The sequence below is a fragment of the Burkholderia sp. MSHR3999 genome (assembly GCF_000833595.1).
GTDB lineage: Bacteria > Pseudomonadota > Gammaproteobacteria > Burkholderiales > Burkholderiaceae > Burkholderia > Burkholderia ubonensis.
In genome coordinates this window covers 971648-988445 of sequence record NZ_JRFO01000006.1, presented here as the reverse complement: position 1 = coordinate 988445, position 16798 = coordinate 971648, and the positions used below count along the sequence as shown (strand labels likewise).

17 protein-coding genes are annotated in these 16798 nt (G+C 67.7%); 7 read left to right on the top strand and 10 right to left on the bottom strand.

Annotated features, from left to right (window positions below):
* The first annotated feature begins 92 nt into the window (after nucleotides 1–92).
* Nucleotides 93–932, top strand: coding sequence for a polyphosphate kinase 2 family protein (locus KY49_RS21855; RefSeq protein WP_042586907.1), 840 nt, complete (start codon nucleotides 93–95; stop codon nucleotides 930–932).
* Between the two features lie 56 nt (nucleotides 933–988).
* A complete protein-coding gene (locus KY49_RS21850) occupies nucleotides 989–1762 on the top strand; it encodes an exodeoxyribonuclease III (protein WP_042586576.1) in 774 nt (257 codons plus the stop codon).
* Between the two features lie 77 nt (nucleotides 1763–1839).
* Here the strand turns inward: KY49_RS21850 and KY49_RS21845 are convergent, their stop codons facing one another.
* Nucleotides 1840–2892 (bottom strand): NAD(P)-dependent alcohol dehydrogenase, encoded by a 1053-nt coding sequence (locus KY49_RS21845; protein WP_042586575.1) that lies wholly within the window; start codon nucleotides 2890–2892, stop codon nucleotides 1840–1842.
* A gap of 214 nt (nucleotides 2893–3106) precedes the next feature.
* Here KY49_RS21845 and KY49_RS21840 point away from each other — a divergent pair, with 214 nt between their 5' ends.
* The gene (locus KY49_RS21840) at nucleotides 3107–4084 is read left to right on the top strand and encodes an AraC family transcriptional regulator (RefSeq protein ID WP_042586574.1); all 978 of its coding nucleotides are present in this window, start codon (nucleotides 3107–3109) and stop codon (nucleotides 4082–4084) included.
* 59 nt (nucleotides 4085–4143) lie between these two features.
* Here KY49_RS21840 and KY49_RS21835 read toward each other — a convergent pair whose 3' ends face one another.
* The 5 genes from KY49_RS21835 to KY49_RS38680 form a co-directional block, all read right to left on the bottom strand.
* The gene (locus KY49_RS21835) at nucleotides 4144–5175 is read right to left on the bottom strand and encodes a M48 family metallopeptidase (RefSeq protein ID WP_042586906.1); all 1032 of its coding nucleotides are present in this window, start codon (nucleotides 5173–5175) and stop codon (nucleotides 4144–4146) included.
* A complete protein-coding gene (locus KY49_RS21830) occupies nucleotides 5165–6586 on the bottom strand; it encodes an AmpG family muropeptide MFS transporter (RefSeq protein WP_042586573.1) in 1422 nt (473 codons plus the stop codon). Before KY49_RS21830 ends, KY49_RS21835 begins: the two co-directional genes overlap by 11 nt.
* A gap of 118 nt (nucleotides 6587–6704) precedes the next feature.
* Nucleotides 6705–7313, bottom strand: coding sequence for a methionine biosynthesis protein MetW (metW, locus tag KY49_RS21825; protein WP_042586572.1), 609 nt, complete (start codon nucleotides 7311–7313; stop codon nucleotides 6705–6707).
* Nucleotides 7310–8455 (bottom strand): homoserine O-succinyltransferase MetX, encoded by a 1146-nt coding sequence (gene metX, locus KY49_RS21820; protein ID WP_042586571.1) that lies wholly within the window; start codon nucleotides 8453–8455, stop codon nucleotides 7310–7312. The genes metW and metX overlap by 4 nt, the downstream gene beginning before the upstream one ends.
* 269 nt (nucleotides 8456–8724) lie before the next feature.
* The gene (locus KY49_RS38680) at nucleotides 8725–9099 is read right to left on the bottom strand and encodes an autotransporter outer membrane beta-barrel domain-containing protein (protein WP_157639000.1); all 375 of its coding nucleotides are present in this window, start codon (nucleotides 9097–9099) and stop codon (nucleotides 8725–8727) included.
* Between the two features lie 118 nt (nucleotides 9100–9217).
* Between KY49_RS38680 and KY49_RS37530 the strand changes: the two genes are divergently transcribed.
* The gene (locus tag KY49_RS37530; RefSeq protein WP_156162578.1) at nucleotides 9218–9781 is read left to right on the top strand and encodes a hypothetical protein; all 564 of its coding nucleotides are present in this window, start codon (nucleotides 9218–9220) and stop codon (nucleotides 9779–9781) included.
* A gap of 125 nt (nucleotides 9782–9906) precedes the next feature.
* Here the strand turns inward: KY49_RS37530 and slmA are convergent, their stop codons facing one another.
* From slmA to argB, 3 genes are read right to left on the bottom strand one after another with little or no spacing between them, the layout of a single operon-like run.
* Entirely contained in the window at nucleotides 9907–10581 is a 675-nt protein-coding gene (slmA, locus tag KY49_RS21805) for a nucleoid occlusion factor SlmA (RefSeq protein ID WP_042586568.1), read from the bottom strand.
* Nucleotides 10548–11342 carry a pyrimidine 5'-nucleotidase gene (locus tag KY49_RS21800; protein ID WP_042586567.1) on the bottom strand — a complete coding sequence of 265 codons (795 nt, stop codon included), beginning with the start codon at nucleotides 11340–11342 and terminating at the stop codon, nucleotides 10548–10550. The genes slmA and KY49_RS21800 overlap by 34 nt, the downstream gene beginning before the upstream one ends.
* Complete coding sequence (gene argB, locus KY49_RS21795; protein ID WP_010090348.1) at nucleotides 11339–12238, bottom strand: acetylglutamate kinase; 900 nt, start codon at nucleotides 12236–12238, stop codon at nucleotides 11339–11341. Before argB ends, KY49_RS21800 begins: the two co-directional genes overlap by 4 nt.
* Before the next feature lie 319 nt (nucleotides 12239–12557).
* Between argB and KY49_RS21790 the strand changes: the two genes are divergently transcribed.
* The 3 genes from KY49_RS21790 to KY49_RS21780 all read left to right on the top strand — a co-directional run bounded on the left by KY49_RS21790 (nucleotide 12558) and on the right by KY49_RS21780 (nucleotide 14820).
* Complete coding sequence (locus KY49_RS21790) at nucleotides 12558–12782, top strand: cysteine-rich CWC family protein (RefSeq protein ID WP_010090349.1); 225 nt, start codon at nucleotides 12558–12560, stop codon at nucleotides 12780–12782.
* Between the two features lie 86 nt (nucleotides 12783–12868).
* Entirely contained in the window at nucleotides 12869–14242 is a 1374-nt protein-coding gene (locus tag KY49_RS21785) for an ATP-binding protein (RefSeq protein WP_042586566.1), read from the top strand.
* A 35-nt stretch (nucleotides 14243–14277) separates the two neighbouring features.
* Complete coding sequence (locus KY49_RS21780) at nucleotides 14278–14820, top strand: response regulator transcription factor (RefSeq protein WP_010090351.1); 543 nt, start codon at nucleotides 14278–14280, stop codon at nucleotides 14818–14820.
* A gap of 627 nt (nucleotides 14821–15447) precedes the next feature.
* On the opposite strand, the gene hslU is transcribed toward KY49_RS21780, so the two are convergent.
* Nucleotides 15448–16791 carry an ATP-dependent protease ATPase subunit HslU gene (gene hslU / locus KY49_RS21775; RefSeq protein ID WP_042586565.1) on the bottom strand — a complete coding sequence of 448 codons (1344 nt, stop codon included), beginning with the start codon at nucleotides 16789–16791 and terminating at the stop codon, nucleotides 15448–15450.
* Nucleotides 16792–16798: the final 7 nt, after the last annotated feature.

Genomic DNA, 16798 nt, shown 5'->3' with positions numbered 1-16798 from the left:
GCGCTTGACCACGGGCCGCCGCCGAACCTGTTCGGGGCGGCCCGTTGCAACTGGTGCGCACGCGGCGTGCGCGCCGTCACACGGAGGAACGCATGGCGAAACAACCGTCGCTCGACGATTACCGGGTGCCGTACCACACGCGCGAGAAGGACGCGGCAGCGTTCTCGCTCGGCGCATACGATCCGTCCGCGAAGCCGTTCTCGTCGGGCGCGAAGGAAGCCGACCGCGAGCGGCTGTCGTCGATCTCGATGGAGCTCGACGTGCAGCAGGAGCGGCTGCACACGCAGCAGAAGAAGCGCGTGCTGCTCGTGCTGCAGGGGATGGACACGAGCGGCAAGGACGGCACCGTGCGCGCGGTGTTCCGCGAGGTCGACCCGCTCGGCCTGCGCGTCGTGCCGTTCAAGGCGCCGACGCCGATCGAGGCCGCGCACGATTTCCTGTGGCGCGTGCATGCGCAGGTGCCGGCGGCCGGCGAGCTCGCGATCTTCAACCGCAGCCATTACGAGGACGTGCTCGTGCCGCGCGTGCTGGGCGCGATCGACGAGAAGGAGTGCGAGCGTCGCTACCGGCAGATCCGCGATTTCGAGACGATGCTCGTCGAAAACGGCACGACGGTCGTCAAGTGCTTCCTGCACATCTCGAAGGACGAGCAGCGCGATCGGCTGCAGGCGCGCATCGACGACCCGGTCAAGCACTGGAAATTCGACATCTCGGATCTCGACGCGCGCAAGCACTGGGATGCGTACCAGGACGCGTACCGCGACGCGCTCGCCGCGACGTCGGCCGAGCATGCGCCGTGGTACGTGATTCCGGCGAACTCGAAGACGCACCGCAACGTGATGATCGCCGAGCTGCTGCTGCGCACGCTGACCGACATGAAGCTGGAATTCCCGCCGGCCAAGCCCGAGCTGGAAGGCGTGAAGATCCGGTAAGCGTGGCCGGCGAGGCGCTACGATCCAAACTTGAGAATACAGAACGGAAACCCGACATGATGCGAGTGATTACCGCCAACCTGAACGGCATCCGCTCCGCCGCGAAGAAAGGCTTCTTCGAATGGCTCGGCGAGCAGAACGCCGATTGCGTGTGTGTGCAGGAGATCAAGGTGTCGGCCGACGACCTGCCGGCCGAATTCGTCGAGCCGCACGGCCTCAGGAGCTATTTCCACCACGCCGAGAAGAAGGGCTACAGCGGCGCGGGGCTGTACAGCCGCCGCGAGCCCGATGATGTGATCATCGGCTTCGGCAGCAGCGAATTCGATTCCGAGGGGCGCTACGTCGAGGCCCGCTACGGCAAGCTGTCGGTCGTGTCGGTGTACGTGCCGTCCGGCTCGAGCGGCGACGAGCGCCAGCAGGCGAAGTACCGCTTCATGGACGAATTCATGCCGCACCTCGCCGAGCTGAAGAAGAAGCGCGAAGTGATCCTGTGCGGCGACGTGAACATCGTCCACAAGGAAATCGACATCAAGAACTGGAAGAGCAACCAGAAGAATTCCGGCTGCCTGCCGGAAGAGCGCGCGTGGCTCACGCAGCTGTTCGACGACGTCGGCTACGTGGACGTGTTCCGCACGCTCGATCCGCGTCCCGAGCAGTACACGTGGTGGAGCAACCGCGGCCAGGCGTATGCGAAGAACGTCGGGTGGCGGATCGATTACCAGATCGCGACGCCGGGCGTGGCCAGCACCGCGAAACGCACGTCGATCTTCAAGGACATCAAGTTCAGCGATCACGCGCCGCTGACGGTGGATTACGACTACAAGAAGTGATGCGCGCCGCGCGTGGCGCGGGCGTCGGATGCAAAACGGGCTGCGAATTGCAGTCCGTTTTGTTTGCCGCTTGCTGCTTACGCCTTGATCGACGCCATATCGATCACGAACCGATACTTCACGTCGCTCTTCAGCATCCGCTCGTAAGCGGCATTGATCTGCTGCATCGGAATCGTTTCGATATCCGACGTGATCCCGTGCTCCGCGCAGAAATCGAGCATTTCCTGCGTCTGCGCGATCCCGCCGATCAGCGAGCCGGCCAGGCGCCGCCGCTTGAAGATCAGGTTGAACACCTGCGGCGACGGGTGGTCGTGCTCGGGCGCGCCGACCAGCGTCATCGTGCCGTCGCGCTTCAGCAGGTGCAGGAACGGGTTCAGGTCGTGCTGCGCGGCGACCGTGTTCAGGATGAAGTCGAAGCTGTTCAGGTGTGCGCTCATCTGCGCTTCGTCCTTCGAGATCACCACTTCGTGCGCGCCGAGCCGCTTGCCGTCCTCGACCTTCGACGGCGACGTCGTGAACAGCACGACCTGCGCGCCCATCGCGCGCGCGAGCTTCACGCCCATATGGCCGAGGCCGCCCAGGCCGACGATGCCGACCTTCTTGCCCGGGCCGGCGTTCCACTGGCGTAGCGGCGAATACGTGGTGATTCCCGCGCACAGGAGCGGCGCCGCGCCGGCCGGATCGAGCGTATCGGGCACACGCAGCACGAACGCCTCGTCGACGACGATCTGCGTCGAATAGCCGCCGTACGTCACGTCGCCGCTGACGCGGTCGCGGCCGTTGTAGGTGCCGACGAAGCCGTTCTCACAATACTGCTCGAGCCCTTCCGCGCAGCTCGGGCAAGTGCGGCACGAATCGACGAGACAGCCGACGCCGACCAGCTCGCCGACCTTGAAGCGCGACACCTGCGGGCCGGTCGCGCTCACGCGGCCGACGATTTCATGGCCCGGCACGACCGGGTAGATCGTGTTCCGCCATTCGTTGCGCGCCTGATGGAGATCGGAGTGGCAGACGCCGCAATAAAGAATCTCGATCTGCACGTCGAGATCGCGCAGCGCGCGCGGCTGGAATTCGAACGGGGCAAGCGGCGACTGGGCGTCGGTCGCGGCAAAGGCATAGGTTGTGCTCATGCGGGGCTCCTTGTTCGGCAAAAGTCACTGCCGTCGCGCCATGTGGCGGCGCGGCGAGACAGGACGCCATCGTACGGAGCGCGGCGTCGCCGTGAAATACCTGAAGGTCTCGAAGATTTGCCTATTTCTCTCGAAGTGCGGCCAACACCCCGCTAAAAAAGCGCCAAAGTGCTACATTGCAAGCCTGTTTCTCTTGCCGTCCAGGATTGCGTCGATGAGCTTCCAGCCCCTTTTCGCCGATGCCGGCGACCGCGTGCAGCGCCGCATGATCGACCTGCTCGCGCGTCTCGCGCCGAACGAGGGCTTTACGCATGCGGATATGGAAGGCGTGCGCTTCATCCGCGCGAACCGGCCGGTGCCGCGCATGCCGGTGCTGTACGAGCCGAGCATCGTCGTCGTCTGCCAGGGGCGCAAGCACGGCTATCTCGGCGATCAGTCATTCATCTACGACGCGCAGCAATATCTGGTGCTGTCGGTGCCGCTGCCGTTCGAATGCGAGACGTTCGCGAGCGAGGACGAGCCGTTTCTCGCGATCTCGATCCGGGTCGATCTCGCGGTGATCGCGGAACTCGCGATCCTGCTCGACGAAACCCGCGGCGTTGCCGTCAGCGAGCCGCGCGGCGTGTATTCGACCCCGCTCGACGCGCCGCTCGCGGACGCGGTGCTGCGCCTGCTCGAAGCACTCGCGTCGCCGCACGACACGCGCGTGCTCGGGCCGTCGATCAGGCGCGAGATCGCCTATCGCGTGCTGACCGGCGCGCAGGGCGACGCGATTCGCGCGGCGCTCGTCCAGCAGCATCAGTTCGGCCGCATCGCGAAGGCGCTGCGCCGCATTCACGCGGACCTGACCGGCGACCTCGATGTCGACACGCTCGCGCGCGAGGCCGGCATGAGCGTCGCGGTGTTCCATGCGCAGTTCAAGAGCGTCACCGCGACGTCGCCGATGCAGTACGTGAAGACGACGCGCCTGCATCAGGCGCGGCTGATGATGGTGCAGGACGGCGTCGGCGCGGGCGCGGCGGCGGCGCGGGTCGGCTACGCGAGCGCGTCGCAGTTCAGCCGCGAGTTCAAGCGATTGTTCGGCCGCAGCCCCGGCGACGAGGTGCGCTGGATGCGCGAGACGGGCGGCCGGACGATCGGCGGCGGGGCGGTCATCGACTACTGGACGGACGAGCGAGAGGCCGGTGCGTAACGCGGCAGGCGAGATCGGGCCGGCGGGTGTCGGCGAGCGGCGTACGCCGCGCCATCCGCTCAGCGCCGCGAGACCTTGCGCCGCTGCGCGCTGATTCCCGCGTAGTCGGGCAGCGCGTCGACGCGCCTGGCCGTAGCCTTTGCGTACAGCGGCAGCAGGTCCGGCAGGCGATTCAGCAGGTCCTGGCGGCGCGCGGCGTCGTACGGGTGCGTGTAGATGAAGCCCGATTCCCTGTTCGCGCGCGTCGCGGCGGCGAGCTTGTCCCACAGCGTGATGGCGGCGCGCGGGTCGAAGCCGGCGCGGGCGGCGATGTCGCCGCCGATCACGTCGGCCTCGGTTTCGTCGGTCGGGTCGTAGCGCAGCGTCTGCAGACGCTCGTCGAGGTTCAGCGGCTGCGGCAGCGGATCGCCGACGCCGAACAGCGGCGGCAGCGCCGCCGCGCGCAGCGACGTCTGCGACGTATCGCTGAAGCTGCTGCGCGCGTGTTCGCGCAGCGCATGCGCGATGCCGTGCGCGAGCAGCACGCCGAGCTCGTCGTCGTTCAGGCGGACGCGGTCGAGCATCCCGCCATAGACGAGGATCTTGCCGCCGGGCAGGCACGATACGCGGATGTCGCGCGAACGGATCGCGTTGACGTCCCACGCCCACGTCTTGACCCGGTCGTTCCATTTCACCGAATACGGCGCGAGCTTCGCGACGATCGCGCGCAGGCGCTTCACGCGCGGCTGGTTCGCGGGGAGCAGGCGGTTGTTCTGCGCCGCCGCCTGCACGATCTGCGCGTATTCGTTCGCGGTCAGCTGCTCGAGGAGCGGCGACGGAATCAGCGTGCGGAACGCCACCGCATTGCCGAAGCGGACTTGCTGCGGCGTCGGCGTGTAGGCTTTCGCGGACGCGGCGGCGCCCGTCGGCTGCGCCGCCTCGGCGGTCGCGGACGGGTTGGCCGACGGCGCGGGCGTGGCCGACGGCGCCGAGCCGGGCGCCGCCGCGGAACCCGTGTCGCCTGCGTGCGCGACGTGCGGGCCGAGCGCCGCGATGCCGACGCTCAGCGATGCGGCCAGGTGCGCGATGCGGCGCAAGCGGTCACTGCGCACGGGTCGCCTCGCCATTGCGCGCGTCGCCGCGCCACGGCGCGATCTTGAACAGCAGCATCATGCCGGGGATTGCGAGCACGGTGCACAGCAGGAAGTAGTCGAACCAGCCGGTCTTCGCGACGATGAAGCCGCTCGCCGCGGACGCGAGCGTGCGCGGCACCGACGCGAGGCTCGTGAACAGCGCGAACTGCGTCGCGGTGTAGCGGGGGTCGGTCGTGCTTGCGATGTATGCGACGAACGCGGCCATCGTCAGGCCGGTCGTGAAGGTCTCAAAGCCGTAGACGAGCGCGAGCGCCACCGTCATCGGGCTGAGCTGCGGCGTGACCCCGATGCCGACGACCGACAGCACCGACGCGATCGCGTGGCTCGCGGCGACCGTGAAGTCGTAGAGCATCGCGAGCACCGCCGAGCCGGGGCCGACCTGCGCGAGCCACGCGAAGCCGAGCGTCGACACCATCTGCAGCGCGCCGAAGATCCACAGCCCGCGGCCGATGCCGATCTTCACGAGCCAGACGCCGCCGATGATCCCGCCGGCGACGCTCGCGACGAGCGCGGTGGTCTTCGCGACGATGCCGATTTCCGTGCGCGAGAAGCCGATGTCGAGGAAGAACGACGTCGACAGCGTCGTCGCCATCGTGTCGCCGATCTTGAACAGGAAGATGAACGCGATCACGAGCAGCGCGCCGGCCCAGCCGTCGCGCTGGATGAATTCGCGGAACGGCAGCACGATCGCGTCGCGCAGGTTGCGCGGCGGCGCGCCGACCACTTCCGGCTCGCGCACGAGCAGCGTCATTACGATGCCCGGCAGCATGAATGCGCCGGTGATCGCGAACACGACGTCCCACGGCAGGTGATCGGACAGGATCAGCGCCAGCGAGCCGGGGATCAGCGCGGCGAGCTTGTACGCGTTCACGTGCACCGCGTTGCCGAGGCCCTGCTCGGTGTCGCGCAGCAACTCGCGGCGATACGCGTCGATCACGATGTCCGCGCTCGCGCCAAAGAACGCGACGAGCGTGGTGAGCGCGGCGACCGTCCAGATCGAGTCGCGCGGCGACACGAAGCCGAGCGCGGCGATCGCGCCCGCGACGAGCAACTGCGTGAGCAGCATCCAGCCGCGCCGGCGCCCGGGCCTCCAGCCGGGCAGGTGCGGGAGGTAGCGGTCCATCAGCGGCGCCCACAGGAACTTCCACGTATACGGGAACTGGATCAGCGCGAACAGGCCGATTTCCTTCAGGTTCACGCCTTCCGAGCGCAGCCATGCCTGCACGAGGTAGACGAGCGTGAAGAGGGGCAGACCCGACGTGAAGCCGAGAAACACGCAGATCAGCATGTGCGTGTTCAGGAAGGCTCGCCAGCCGGGGTGATCCTCGTGAGCGGTGAGTGCGGGCGCCTCGTGTGGCGTTTTCGACATGGAATGGAACTGGGTAGCGTTGACGTGATGGCGGCGGCAGCGCGCGGGAGCGGCCCCCGCGGCGCGGCCTGACGGCCGTGCCTTGACCGGCCGTGCCGCCTGTCAACGGCGCTCCGGCTCAGCTGCGCTTGACGCGGTAGACAGCAAGACTACCACGCCAGTTCGCTCCCCATCGAATCGGCTGCCCTTCGTGCAGCACGACGCGGTCGAGGATCGTGACGCCGACCTCGGGCGCGAGCGCTTCGAAATCCTTGATCGTCAGCACCCGGACGTTCGGCGTGTTGTGCCACTGGTAAGGCAGCGACTTCGACACCGGCATCCGGCCGCGCAGCACCGACAGCCGGTGCGCCCAGTAGCCGAAATTCGGGAACGACACGATGCATTCGCGGCCGACGCGCGCGGTCTCGCGCAGGATCGCGGCGGTCTGGTGGATCGTCTGCAGCGTCTGCGACAGGATCGCGATATCGAAGCTGTGATCCTCGAACAGGCGCAGCCCGTCCTCGAGGTTCTGCTGGATCACGTTGATGCCGTTCTTCGCGCTCGCGAGCACGCCCGCGTCGTTCAGTTCGATGCCGTAGCCGGAGACGTCCAGTTCTTCCGTCAGCAGCGACAGCAGCGAGCCGTCGCCGCAGCCGAGATCGAGCACGGTCGAGCGCGGCTCGACCCAGCGGGCGATCGTGCGGAAGTCCGCGCGCGCGGACAGGGAGTTCAGCGCCTGCTGGTTCATGCACCCACCTCGTTGGCGATTCGTTCGTAATACGCGCGGATCAGGTTGTGATAGCGCGCGTCGTCGAGCAGGAACGCGTCGTGGCCGTGCGGCGCGTCGATCTCCGCGTAGCTCACGGTGCGCTTGTTGTCGAGCAGCGCCTTCACGATCTCGCGCGAGCGCGCGGGTGCGAAGCGCCAGTCGGTCGAGAAGCTCGCGATCAGGTATTTCGCCTTGGTGTGCGCGAGCGCGGCCGTCAGGTTGCCGTCGAACGCCTTGGCCGGATCGAAGTAGTCGAGCGCGCGCGTGATCAGCAGATAAGTGTTCGCGTCGAAGTAGTCGGCGAACTTGTCGCCCTGGTAGCGCAGGTACGACTCGACCTCGAACTCGACGTCGAAGCTGAAGTTGTACGCGTCGAGCGCGCCGTCGGCGCGGCGCAGCGCGCGGCCGAATTTCTCGGCCATGTCGTCGTCCGAAAGATACGTGATGTGGCCGATCATCCGCGCGACGCGCAGGCCGCGCTTCGGCTTCACGCCGTGCGCGTAGTAGTCGCCGCCGTGGAAGTCCGGGTCGGACAGGATCGCCGAGCGCGCGACCTCGTTGAACGCGATGTTCTGCGCGGACAGCTTCGGCGTCGATGCGATGTCGATGCAGTGCGCGACGCGCTCCGGGTACATCAGGCTCCACGCGAGCGCCTGCATCCCGCCGAGGCTGCCGCCCATCACCGCGGCGAAGCGCTCGATGCCGAACGCGTCGGCGACGCGCGCCTGCGCGTGCACCCAGTCCTCGACGGTGACGACCGGAAAGCGCGCACCGTACGGCTGGCCGGTCGACGGATCGATGCTCATCGGGCCGGTCGAGCCGAAGCACGAGCCGAGATTGTTCACGCCGATCACGAAGAAGCGGTTGGTGTCGAGCGGCTTGCCCGGCCCCACCATGTTGTCCCACCAGCCGGTGCTGCGCGGATCGTCCGCGTAGACGCCGGCGACGTGATGCGACGCGTTGAGCGCGTGGCAGACGAGCACCGCGTTCGAGCGCGCGGCGTTGAGCTCGCCGTACGTCTCGACGACGAGCTGATAGTTGCCGATCACGCTGCCGCTTTGCAAGCGCAGCGGTTCGGCGAAGTGCATGGTCTGTGGAGCGACGATGCCGATCGATTCCATTCGTTCCGCCTTATGCCATATGACTGGGCGGCTAAACGGTGTCGGCGAGGCGCGGAGTCGGAGATGCGCGGCTGACGACCTCTTTAGCCGCATTTGTAGTGAACCGCCGGGACGAAGACGAATCAAGGCCCCGGTCGGTTCGCGCGCCCGCAATCGAGTCAGCAAATCGGCGCGCTTCCGACCTGCCGCCGAGGGGGCGGCAGTCGGCAGAGTATAGCGGAAATCCGGCGGGCGCGAATTTCCCGGGCCTGCCGGCTACCGCACCCGTGTCACCAGCGGTATTTCGCCGCGAGCTGCCCCTTGACCACCGAGTAGTCGGACAGATTGCCCTCGACGCCGATGCTGGCGGACACCGCGAAGCGCTTCGCGATCTGGCCGGTGGCGCCGATCCGGAGCGCGGCGCGATCGCGCGGGACGCTGAACGAGAACGCGTTGCCGTCGAGCGTCAGCGAACGTGACCCGGGGCCATGCCACCAGCTCGCCTCGATGAACGGCCGCAGCTCGCGTCCGGCCGGCATCGCGGTCACGCCATGCACGCGCACGCCGACGCGGGTCGGCACGTCGGTCGAGCCCTGCCCGTCGAGACGGCTTTGCGGGCATCGACGCCGGCTGCGGCGTAGCCGTCGGTTTGCGCAGGTACGCATCGCCGAACGCGACCGAAGAAGCCCCAGGCATGAACAGCGCCGACGCGTAGTCGCCGGTCGGCCGGACATCGGTGCGAGTGAGCGCGGCGTGGATGTCGTCGTAGCTGAGGAACACGCCATGGGCGTAGTCGCCGCCGGTGCGGACCTGCGTGTCGGCGACGTTCACGATCGCGCCGGGCGCGTAGTTCACCGCGATGCCGCAGGCTTCGATCCCGCGCGTCACGATTGCGCTGCCGGCCAGATCGACGCGGCTGCCGCTGTCGTCGACATAGACGCCATGCGCGCTCCTGCCGCCGGTATCGATGGAGATGTTCTCGGCAAGCGCGCTGCCGCCCATGCGGACGTCGATGCCCTTGCCGACGAAGCCGCGGGCGCGGATCTCGGTGTCGCGCAGTTCGATGCGCGAGCCGGCGCCGGAGGCCGCCGCGCCCAGCGAACCGGGGCCGGACGAGAACAGGCGCGTCTTGCCGGTAGCGGTCGGCACACCGCCGTTGACCGCGGAAAACACCGGTTGGTCGTAGCTGGTCGTCGACTAGTCGCCGGGCGCTACCTCGAGCGCGACGCCTTCCGCGCGCGGCGCGGACGACGGCGGATGGCACAGCCCGGCAACGGCACGCCGTCTGCCGGGGACAGCTTGAGAAAGCAGGAGTTTGCGATTCACCCGTTCACCCATTTGTCTTGAGCAGGTGAAAATTAAGTCGAATGAATGCGCTGGATGGAATTGGACGAGTTCGATTTTCGACGCTCGCAGCGTCGTTCGGCTTCGGCGACGCATGCGCCGGCCGCACGCGTCATGTCATACGCAGATCACTGAAGGATCAGCCGCAACTGCGCGTCGGCCTGCTCGCCGGGCGCTTTCGAGAAGCCGCTTTTCGCGAAGCGGTGCCAGCGTCCGATCACGTAGCTGACGAGCAGGCTCGCACGCACGGCCGGATCGTAGCCGCTCGGCAGCGATGCAACGGCGGCCGCGCCGTCCTGCTGCGCGTTCGCTTCCATTCGCGCGACCCGCAGGCATTGCTTGAGGGTCGCCTCGAGGCGGTCGAGCATCTGGTTGACGCGCTCGGCGAGGCGCTCGTGCTCGCCGACGAGCGCCTCGCCCGTCAGCACGCGGGTCATGCCGGGATTCTTCGCGGCGAAGTTGAGCATCATCAGCGCGATCGCGCGGGCCTGCGTCACGCCGTCGGGCTCTTTCGCGACGATCTGGTTGACGAGGCCGAAGAACGTCTGCTCGATGAATTCGATCAGTCCTTCGTACATCTTCGCCTTGCTCGCGAAGTGCCGGTACAGCGCGGCCTCCGACACGTCGAGCCGGGCCGCGAGCGCGGCGGTCGTGATCTTCTCGGGCTTCGGGGCCTCGAGCATGGCCGCGAGCGCCTGCAGGATCAGCACACGCCGCTCGCCCGGTTTCGGGCGCACGCGGGTGCGGGTGGGTGGAGCCTGGTCGTCCGTTACCGCTTGGTCCTGCGGGTGAGTCGGCTGCATTTCTGTCGCCCCGATCGAGTGCCCAGTCGCAGCGATTTTAGCGAACGAATGCGCTGGTCGACATAAAGCGGGCGCCCGACGTTCGGCAGGTGGCCCGGCAGATGGCCGGTGATCCACACGGTGCCGATGCCGAAGCGCTTGTAGCGCTTCAGGTGGCTGCGCGTGTCCTCGACGAGGATCGCGTCGGCCGGCCGCGCGTGCGCGGCGCGCAGCGTCCGGCGCAGCATCGTGTAATCGGGCTTCGCGCGCCACGCGCGGCGGTCGCGCATGTGCTCGATCGCGATCACGCGCTCGAACAGCCGCTCGATGCGCAGCTCGCGCAGCACCGCGCGCGCGTAGTTCTCCGGCGCATTGGTCAGCACGAACTTGCGGCCGGGCAGCGCGGCGACGATCCGTGCGAGGCCGCGCTCCGCGCGCAGCATCGCGGGCAGGTCCGCGAACGTGTGGACGACGCGCAGGAAGTCGTGCGGATCGATCCGGTGGTGGCGGGTGAGGCCGAGGAGCGCCGCGCCGTAGCGCACGGTGTAGTCGTTGCGCAGGCGGTCGGCTTCGGCGCGCCCGACCTGGAGCGCGTCGACGATGTATTGCGTCATCGCGCGGTTGATCTCGGGGAAGATCGCGTGCGATGCGTGGTGAAGGGTGTTGTCGAGATCGAACAGCCACACCGGCACGCCGGCGCGGGGCCGGCTGCGCGAGATGCGCCGGCGCCGCAGGGCGGCCGGCAGGTCCGGGGAGGGTGGCTGGTGGCGGCGGGCGCTCAATGCGAGCGGATCATCGTGCCGAACGGCTGCTCGGTCAGGATTTCCAGCAGCACCGAGTGCTCGATCCGGCCGTCGACGATGTGCACCGACTTCACGCCGCTCTTCGCGGCGTCGAGCGCCGACGAGATCTTCGGCAGCATGCCGCCCGAGATCGTGCCGTCCTCGAACAGCGCGTCGATCTCGCGCGCCGACAGGTCGGTCAGCAGGTTGCCGTCCTTGTCCATCACGCCCGGGATGTTGGTCATCATCAGCAGCTTCTCGGCGTTGAGCACCGTCGCGAGCTTGCCGGCGACCAGGTCGGCGTTGATGTTGTACGAGAGGCCGTCCTCGCCGAAGCCGATCGGCGAGATCACCGGAATGAACGCGTCGTCCTGCAGCGCCTTCACGACCGCCGGGTTGATCGCCTCGACTTCGCCGACCTGGCCGATGTCGATGTACTGGCCCGGATTGTCGCGGTCCGGCATCAGCAGCTTGCGCGCGTGGATCAGGCCGCCGTCCTTGCCCGTCAGGCCGACCGCGTGGCCGCCGAAGTGGTTGATCAGCATCACGATGTCCTGCTGCACTTCGCCGCCCAGCACCCATTCGACGACTTCCATCGTCTCCTCGTCGGTGACGCGCATGCCCTGGATGAAGGTGCCCTGCTTGCCGATCTTCTTCAGCGCCTGGTCGATCTGCGGGCCGCCGCCGTGGACGATCACCGGGTTGATGCCGACCAGTTTCAGCAGGATCACGTCGCGCGCGAAGCCTTGCTTGAGCCGTTCTTCCGTCATCGCGTTGCCGCCGTATTTGATGACCACGGTCTTGCCGTGATAGCGGCGGATGTACGGCAGCGCCTCCGCGAGGATTTCGGCTTTCAGCGTGGGGGCGATCTGCGAGAGGTCGATGGGCTCGGACATGGCGGCGGCTCTGGCTGGGAACGGTTGAAACAGGGCGAATTGTACAGGAGTGGCGCAGCGCAGCATCGGGGATTTTGGGCGGGCGGGGACGGCCGGCGGCAGGGGGGCGGCGCAACGGGCGGTCAGGCTGCGCGGCCCGGCCGGCGCGGGAAAGCCGGAGGTGGAGGCGGCGCCGGGGAGGGCGCGAAACGCGCCGTTCGCTCGCCCGTCCCGCGATTGCTGCCCTCGACGTCGGCCGTTCGACCGACCCGCAAAATCCGGCCGCCGCGTTATGCTTGTTTCGTTGGGCGCCGCCACGCCCGTTCCCCGCCGCCCCGTCATGACCGAAACCGCCGCCGATCGCCGCTCCGCCCCGCGAAGCGCGCGCTGCCCGCGTTGCGGCCGCAGCTTCGACTGCGGCGCGCGCACGCAGCCATTCGACTGCTGGTGCATGTCGATGCCCGGGCTGCCCGACGGCGCGCAGCCGGCCAGCGGCGCGCGTTGCCTGTGCCCGGAATGCCTTGCCGACGAGATCGCCCGGCGCGTGGCGGGAAAGCCGGCATAGCGGGGATGGCCAGGGGCACGCTGTCCGGCGTTCGCGTTCTGGCCCCTTGCTAGGGTCGCCCCTGGTTAAACGGGTAAACTGGGCGAATGCAACGAATCACCACTACCGGCCGCGTCAACCTCAGCCATCTGTTCTGGTTGCGCAATCTCGCGATCATCGGCCAACTCGCGACGATCGGCGTCGTCCAGACCTATTTCGGCGTGCATCTGCCGCTGCCGGCGATGCTGATGGTCATCGCGCTCGAAATCGTTTTCAACGCGTTGACCTGGGTGCGGGTGCTGCGCGCGCGGCCCGAGACCAATTTCGAGCTGCTCGGTCAGCTGTGGGTGGATCTCGGCGCGCTGTCGGCGCTGCTGTTCCTGTCCGGCGGTACGACCAACCCGTTCGTGTCGCTGTACCTGCCGTCGCTCGCGATCGCGGCGGCCGTGCTGCCGTGGCACCTGATGATCTGGCTCGCGGCGTTCGCGGTCGCCTGCTATGCGGCGCTCGGCTTCGATTCGGTGCCGCTCAACATGGACAATCCGGCGAACCTGTTCGACTACTACCGCACCGGGATGTGGGTGAACTTCATGGTCAGCGTGGGCCTGATCGCATGGTTCGTCGCGCGCATGTCGAACGCGCTGCGCCAGCGCGACGCGGCGCTCGGCGAGGCGCAGCAGCGGCTCTTGCGCGACGAGCGGGCGGTCGCGCTCGGCGTGCAGGCGGCGACGGTCGCGCACGAGATGGGCACGCCGCTGTCGACGATTGCGATGCTGACCGAGGAGCTGCGCGACGCCGCGCGCACCGATGCCGGCCTCGCGCGCTACGACGCCGACCTGAAGGTGCTCGACGAGCAGATGACGCTCTGCACGTCCGCGCTCGCGCGCCTGCGCAGCCGAGCGAGCGCGCCGGCGAGCCGCCAGCCCGTCGACGACTGGCTCGACACGTTCGTCGAGCACTGGCGGCTGCGGCATCCGCACGTGCAGTTCGAGCTGCTCGGCGCGCGGCCGGCGGGCGTCGCGCTCGACGACCCCGTCGCCGCCGGCCAGATCCTGACGATCCTGCTCGACAACGCCGCACGCGCGAGCCCGCAGCACGTGACGCTCGCGGCGAAGGTCGCGCACGACGGCAAGTCGGACGAGATCGAATTCGAAGTACGCGACGATGGTCCGGGCATTCCGGCCCCGCTGCGCGAGTCGCTCGGCGCGATGCCGGTCGACAGCACGCAGGGCGGGCATGGGGTCGGCCTGTACCTGGCGTTCAGCGCGGCGGCGCGGCTCGGCGGCCACATCGAGCTGTCGGACGCGAAGCCGCGCGCTGCGGCGGCCGCCGCAGCGGGCTTGCCGGGCGGCGCATCCGACGGTCATGCGCCGGAAGCGGCCAACGGAGCCGCACGCTCCGGCGGCCGCCCGGCCGGGGCCTCCCCCGGCCGCGGCACGCGGGCCGTGCTGCGCCTGCCGGTGACGCGCCACGCGGCGTAGTTCGCCCCCAACCAACATGTAGACGGAGAAACCACATGAGCGACAACAACTTCCTGGTGATCGACGACAACGAGGTGTTTGCGGGCACGCTCGCGCGTGGCCTCGAGCGCCGCGGCTATGCGGTCCAGCAGGCGCACGACAAGGAGACGGCGCTCAAGCTCGCCGCGGCGGGCAAGTTCCAGTTCATCACCGTCGACCTGCATCTCGGCAACGACTCGGGGCTGAGCCTGATCGCGCCGCTGTGCGACCTGCAGCCGGACGCGCGGATTCTCGTGCTGACGGGCTACGCGAGCATCGCGACGGCGGTGCAGGCCGTGAAGGAAGGCGCCGACAACTATCTCGCGAAGCCGGCGAACATCGAGTCGATCCTGGCCGCGCTGCAGACCAACGCGAGCGAAGTGCAGGCGGACGAAGCGCTCGAGCACCCGGTCGTGCTGTCGGTCGACCGGCTCGAATGGGAGCACATCCAGCGCGTGCTCGCGGAGAACAACAACAACATCTCGGCGACGGCCCGCGCGCTGAACATGCACCGCCGCACGCTGCAGCGCAAGCTCGCGAAGAAGCCGGTTCGGCAGTGAGGTGAGGGGCGCTGGCCAATCAGTCCGGCCGGCGTCTTTTCGCACAAACCGGCGTGGAACGGGAGACGACACATCGTCCGCGCGGGTCCTCCGACTCGGAGGGATTCATTTCCTGGGAGCAAATGCCACAGATGAAAGACACTTCGGGTTGCGCTCCTTGAAGCTGAAAGACAGTTCGCCCCACTGGAGGGCGGCTGTATGCGAAGTGACTTCGCTGGGCCGAGCGGCGCAGTGGCTCGGGACGCGCCCGCGCCGAACGGTTGCTTGATCGCTGGTGGCACCGGCTCCGGCGCGACTAGCCGAAGTCGAGAATGCCGATCCAACGCAACGCGCCTGCGCGCTCGGTACGCGTCGCTCAGCCGCCAGTGCAAACTGGATGCACTTCCTTATCCCTCGGTTCGGTCATCCAGTCTCTCGATATGGCTGTTGTGTCTGCTTCGACAAGCACTAGCCGAAACGATGCAGGCCGAAGAGGAGACGGCCAATTGGACCTGTACGAAAGATCGGGCGCGGTTTTTTTGAATCAAGAATCCGCAGCCTCGAGCGGGTGCGCATCGTACGCACCCGCAAAAAGAAACGGGCGGCATCGCCGGAGCCGCCCGTTTCCCGTTCGATGCCGCGTGGCGCTTACAGCACGTAGCGCGACAGGTCCTCGTCCTGCGACACCTCGCCGAGCGCGCGATCGACGTATTTCGCATCGATCGTCACGCATTCGCCGGCGTGGTTGCCGGCCGCGAACGACACTTCCTCGAGCAGCTTCTCGATCACCGTGTACAGGCGCCGCGCGCCGATGTTCTCGGTCTTCTCGTTGACCGCGTACGCGATCTCCGCGAGGCGGCGGATACCGTCTTCGGCGAATTCGAGCTGCACGTCCTCGGTCGCGAGCAGCGCCTGGTACTGCTTGACGAGGCTCGCGTCGGTCGCGACGAGGATCGCCTCGAAGTCCTTCACCGACAGCGATTCCAGTTCGACGCGGATCGGGAAGCGGCCCTGCAGCTCCGGAATCAGGTCGCTCGGCTTCGCGAGATGGAACGCGCCGCTCGCGATGAACAGGATGTGATCGGTCTTCACCATCCCGTACTTCGTGTTGATCGTCGTGCCTTCGACGAGCGGCAGCAGGTCGCGCTGCACGCCCTGGCGCGACACTTCGCCGCCGCCGCCTTCGTTGTTGCGCGACGTGATCTTGTCGATCTCGTCGAGGAACACGATGCCGTTCTGCTCGACGTTCTGCACGGCCTTCGTCTTCACTTCCTCGTCGTTCAGCATCTTCGCCGCTTCCTCGTCGGTCAGCAGCTTCAGCGCTTCGCTGATCTTCACCTTGCGGCGCGTCTTCTTGCCGGAACCGAGGTTCGAGAACATCGAGCGGATCTGCTCGGTCATCTCTTCCATCCCGGGCGGCGCCATGATGTCCATGCCGATCGTCGGCTGCTCGAGGTCGAGCTCGATTTCCTTGTCGTCGAGCTGGCCTTCGCGCAGGCGCTTGCGGAACGTCTGGCGCGTCGCGTTGTTGTCGTCGTTCGCGTGCTCGGCGCTCGCGCCGAACCCGACCGCGCGCGGCTGCGGCAGCAGGATGTCGAGGATGCGGTCCTCGGCCTGGTCGGTCGCCTTGCTGCGCACCTTGCGCATCTCGGCTTCGCGCGTCTGCTTGACCGAGATGTCGATCAGGTCGCGCACGATGCTGTCGACGTCGCGGCCGACGTAGCCGACTTCGGTGAACTTGGTCGCCTCGATCTTGATGAACGGCGCGTCGGCGAGCTTGGCCAGGCGCCGCGCGATTTCGGTCTTGCCGACGCCCGTCGGCCCGATCATCAGGATGTTCTTCGGCGTGATTTCGGTGCGCAGCGGATCGGCGACCTGCTGGCGGCGCCAGCGATTGCGCAGCGCGACGGCCACCGCCTTCTTCGCCTTGTCCTGGCCGATGATGTGCTTGTCGAGTTCCGAGACGATCTCGGCAGGGGTCATGGTGCTCATGTTTCGT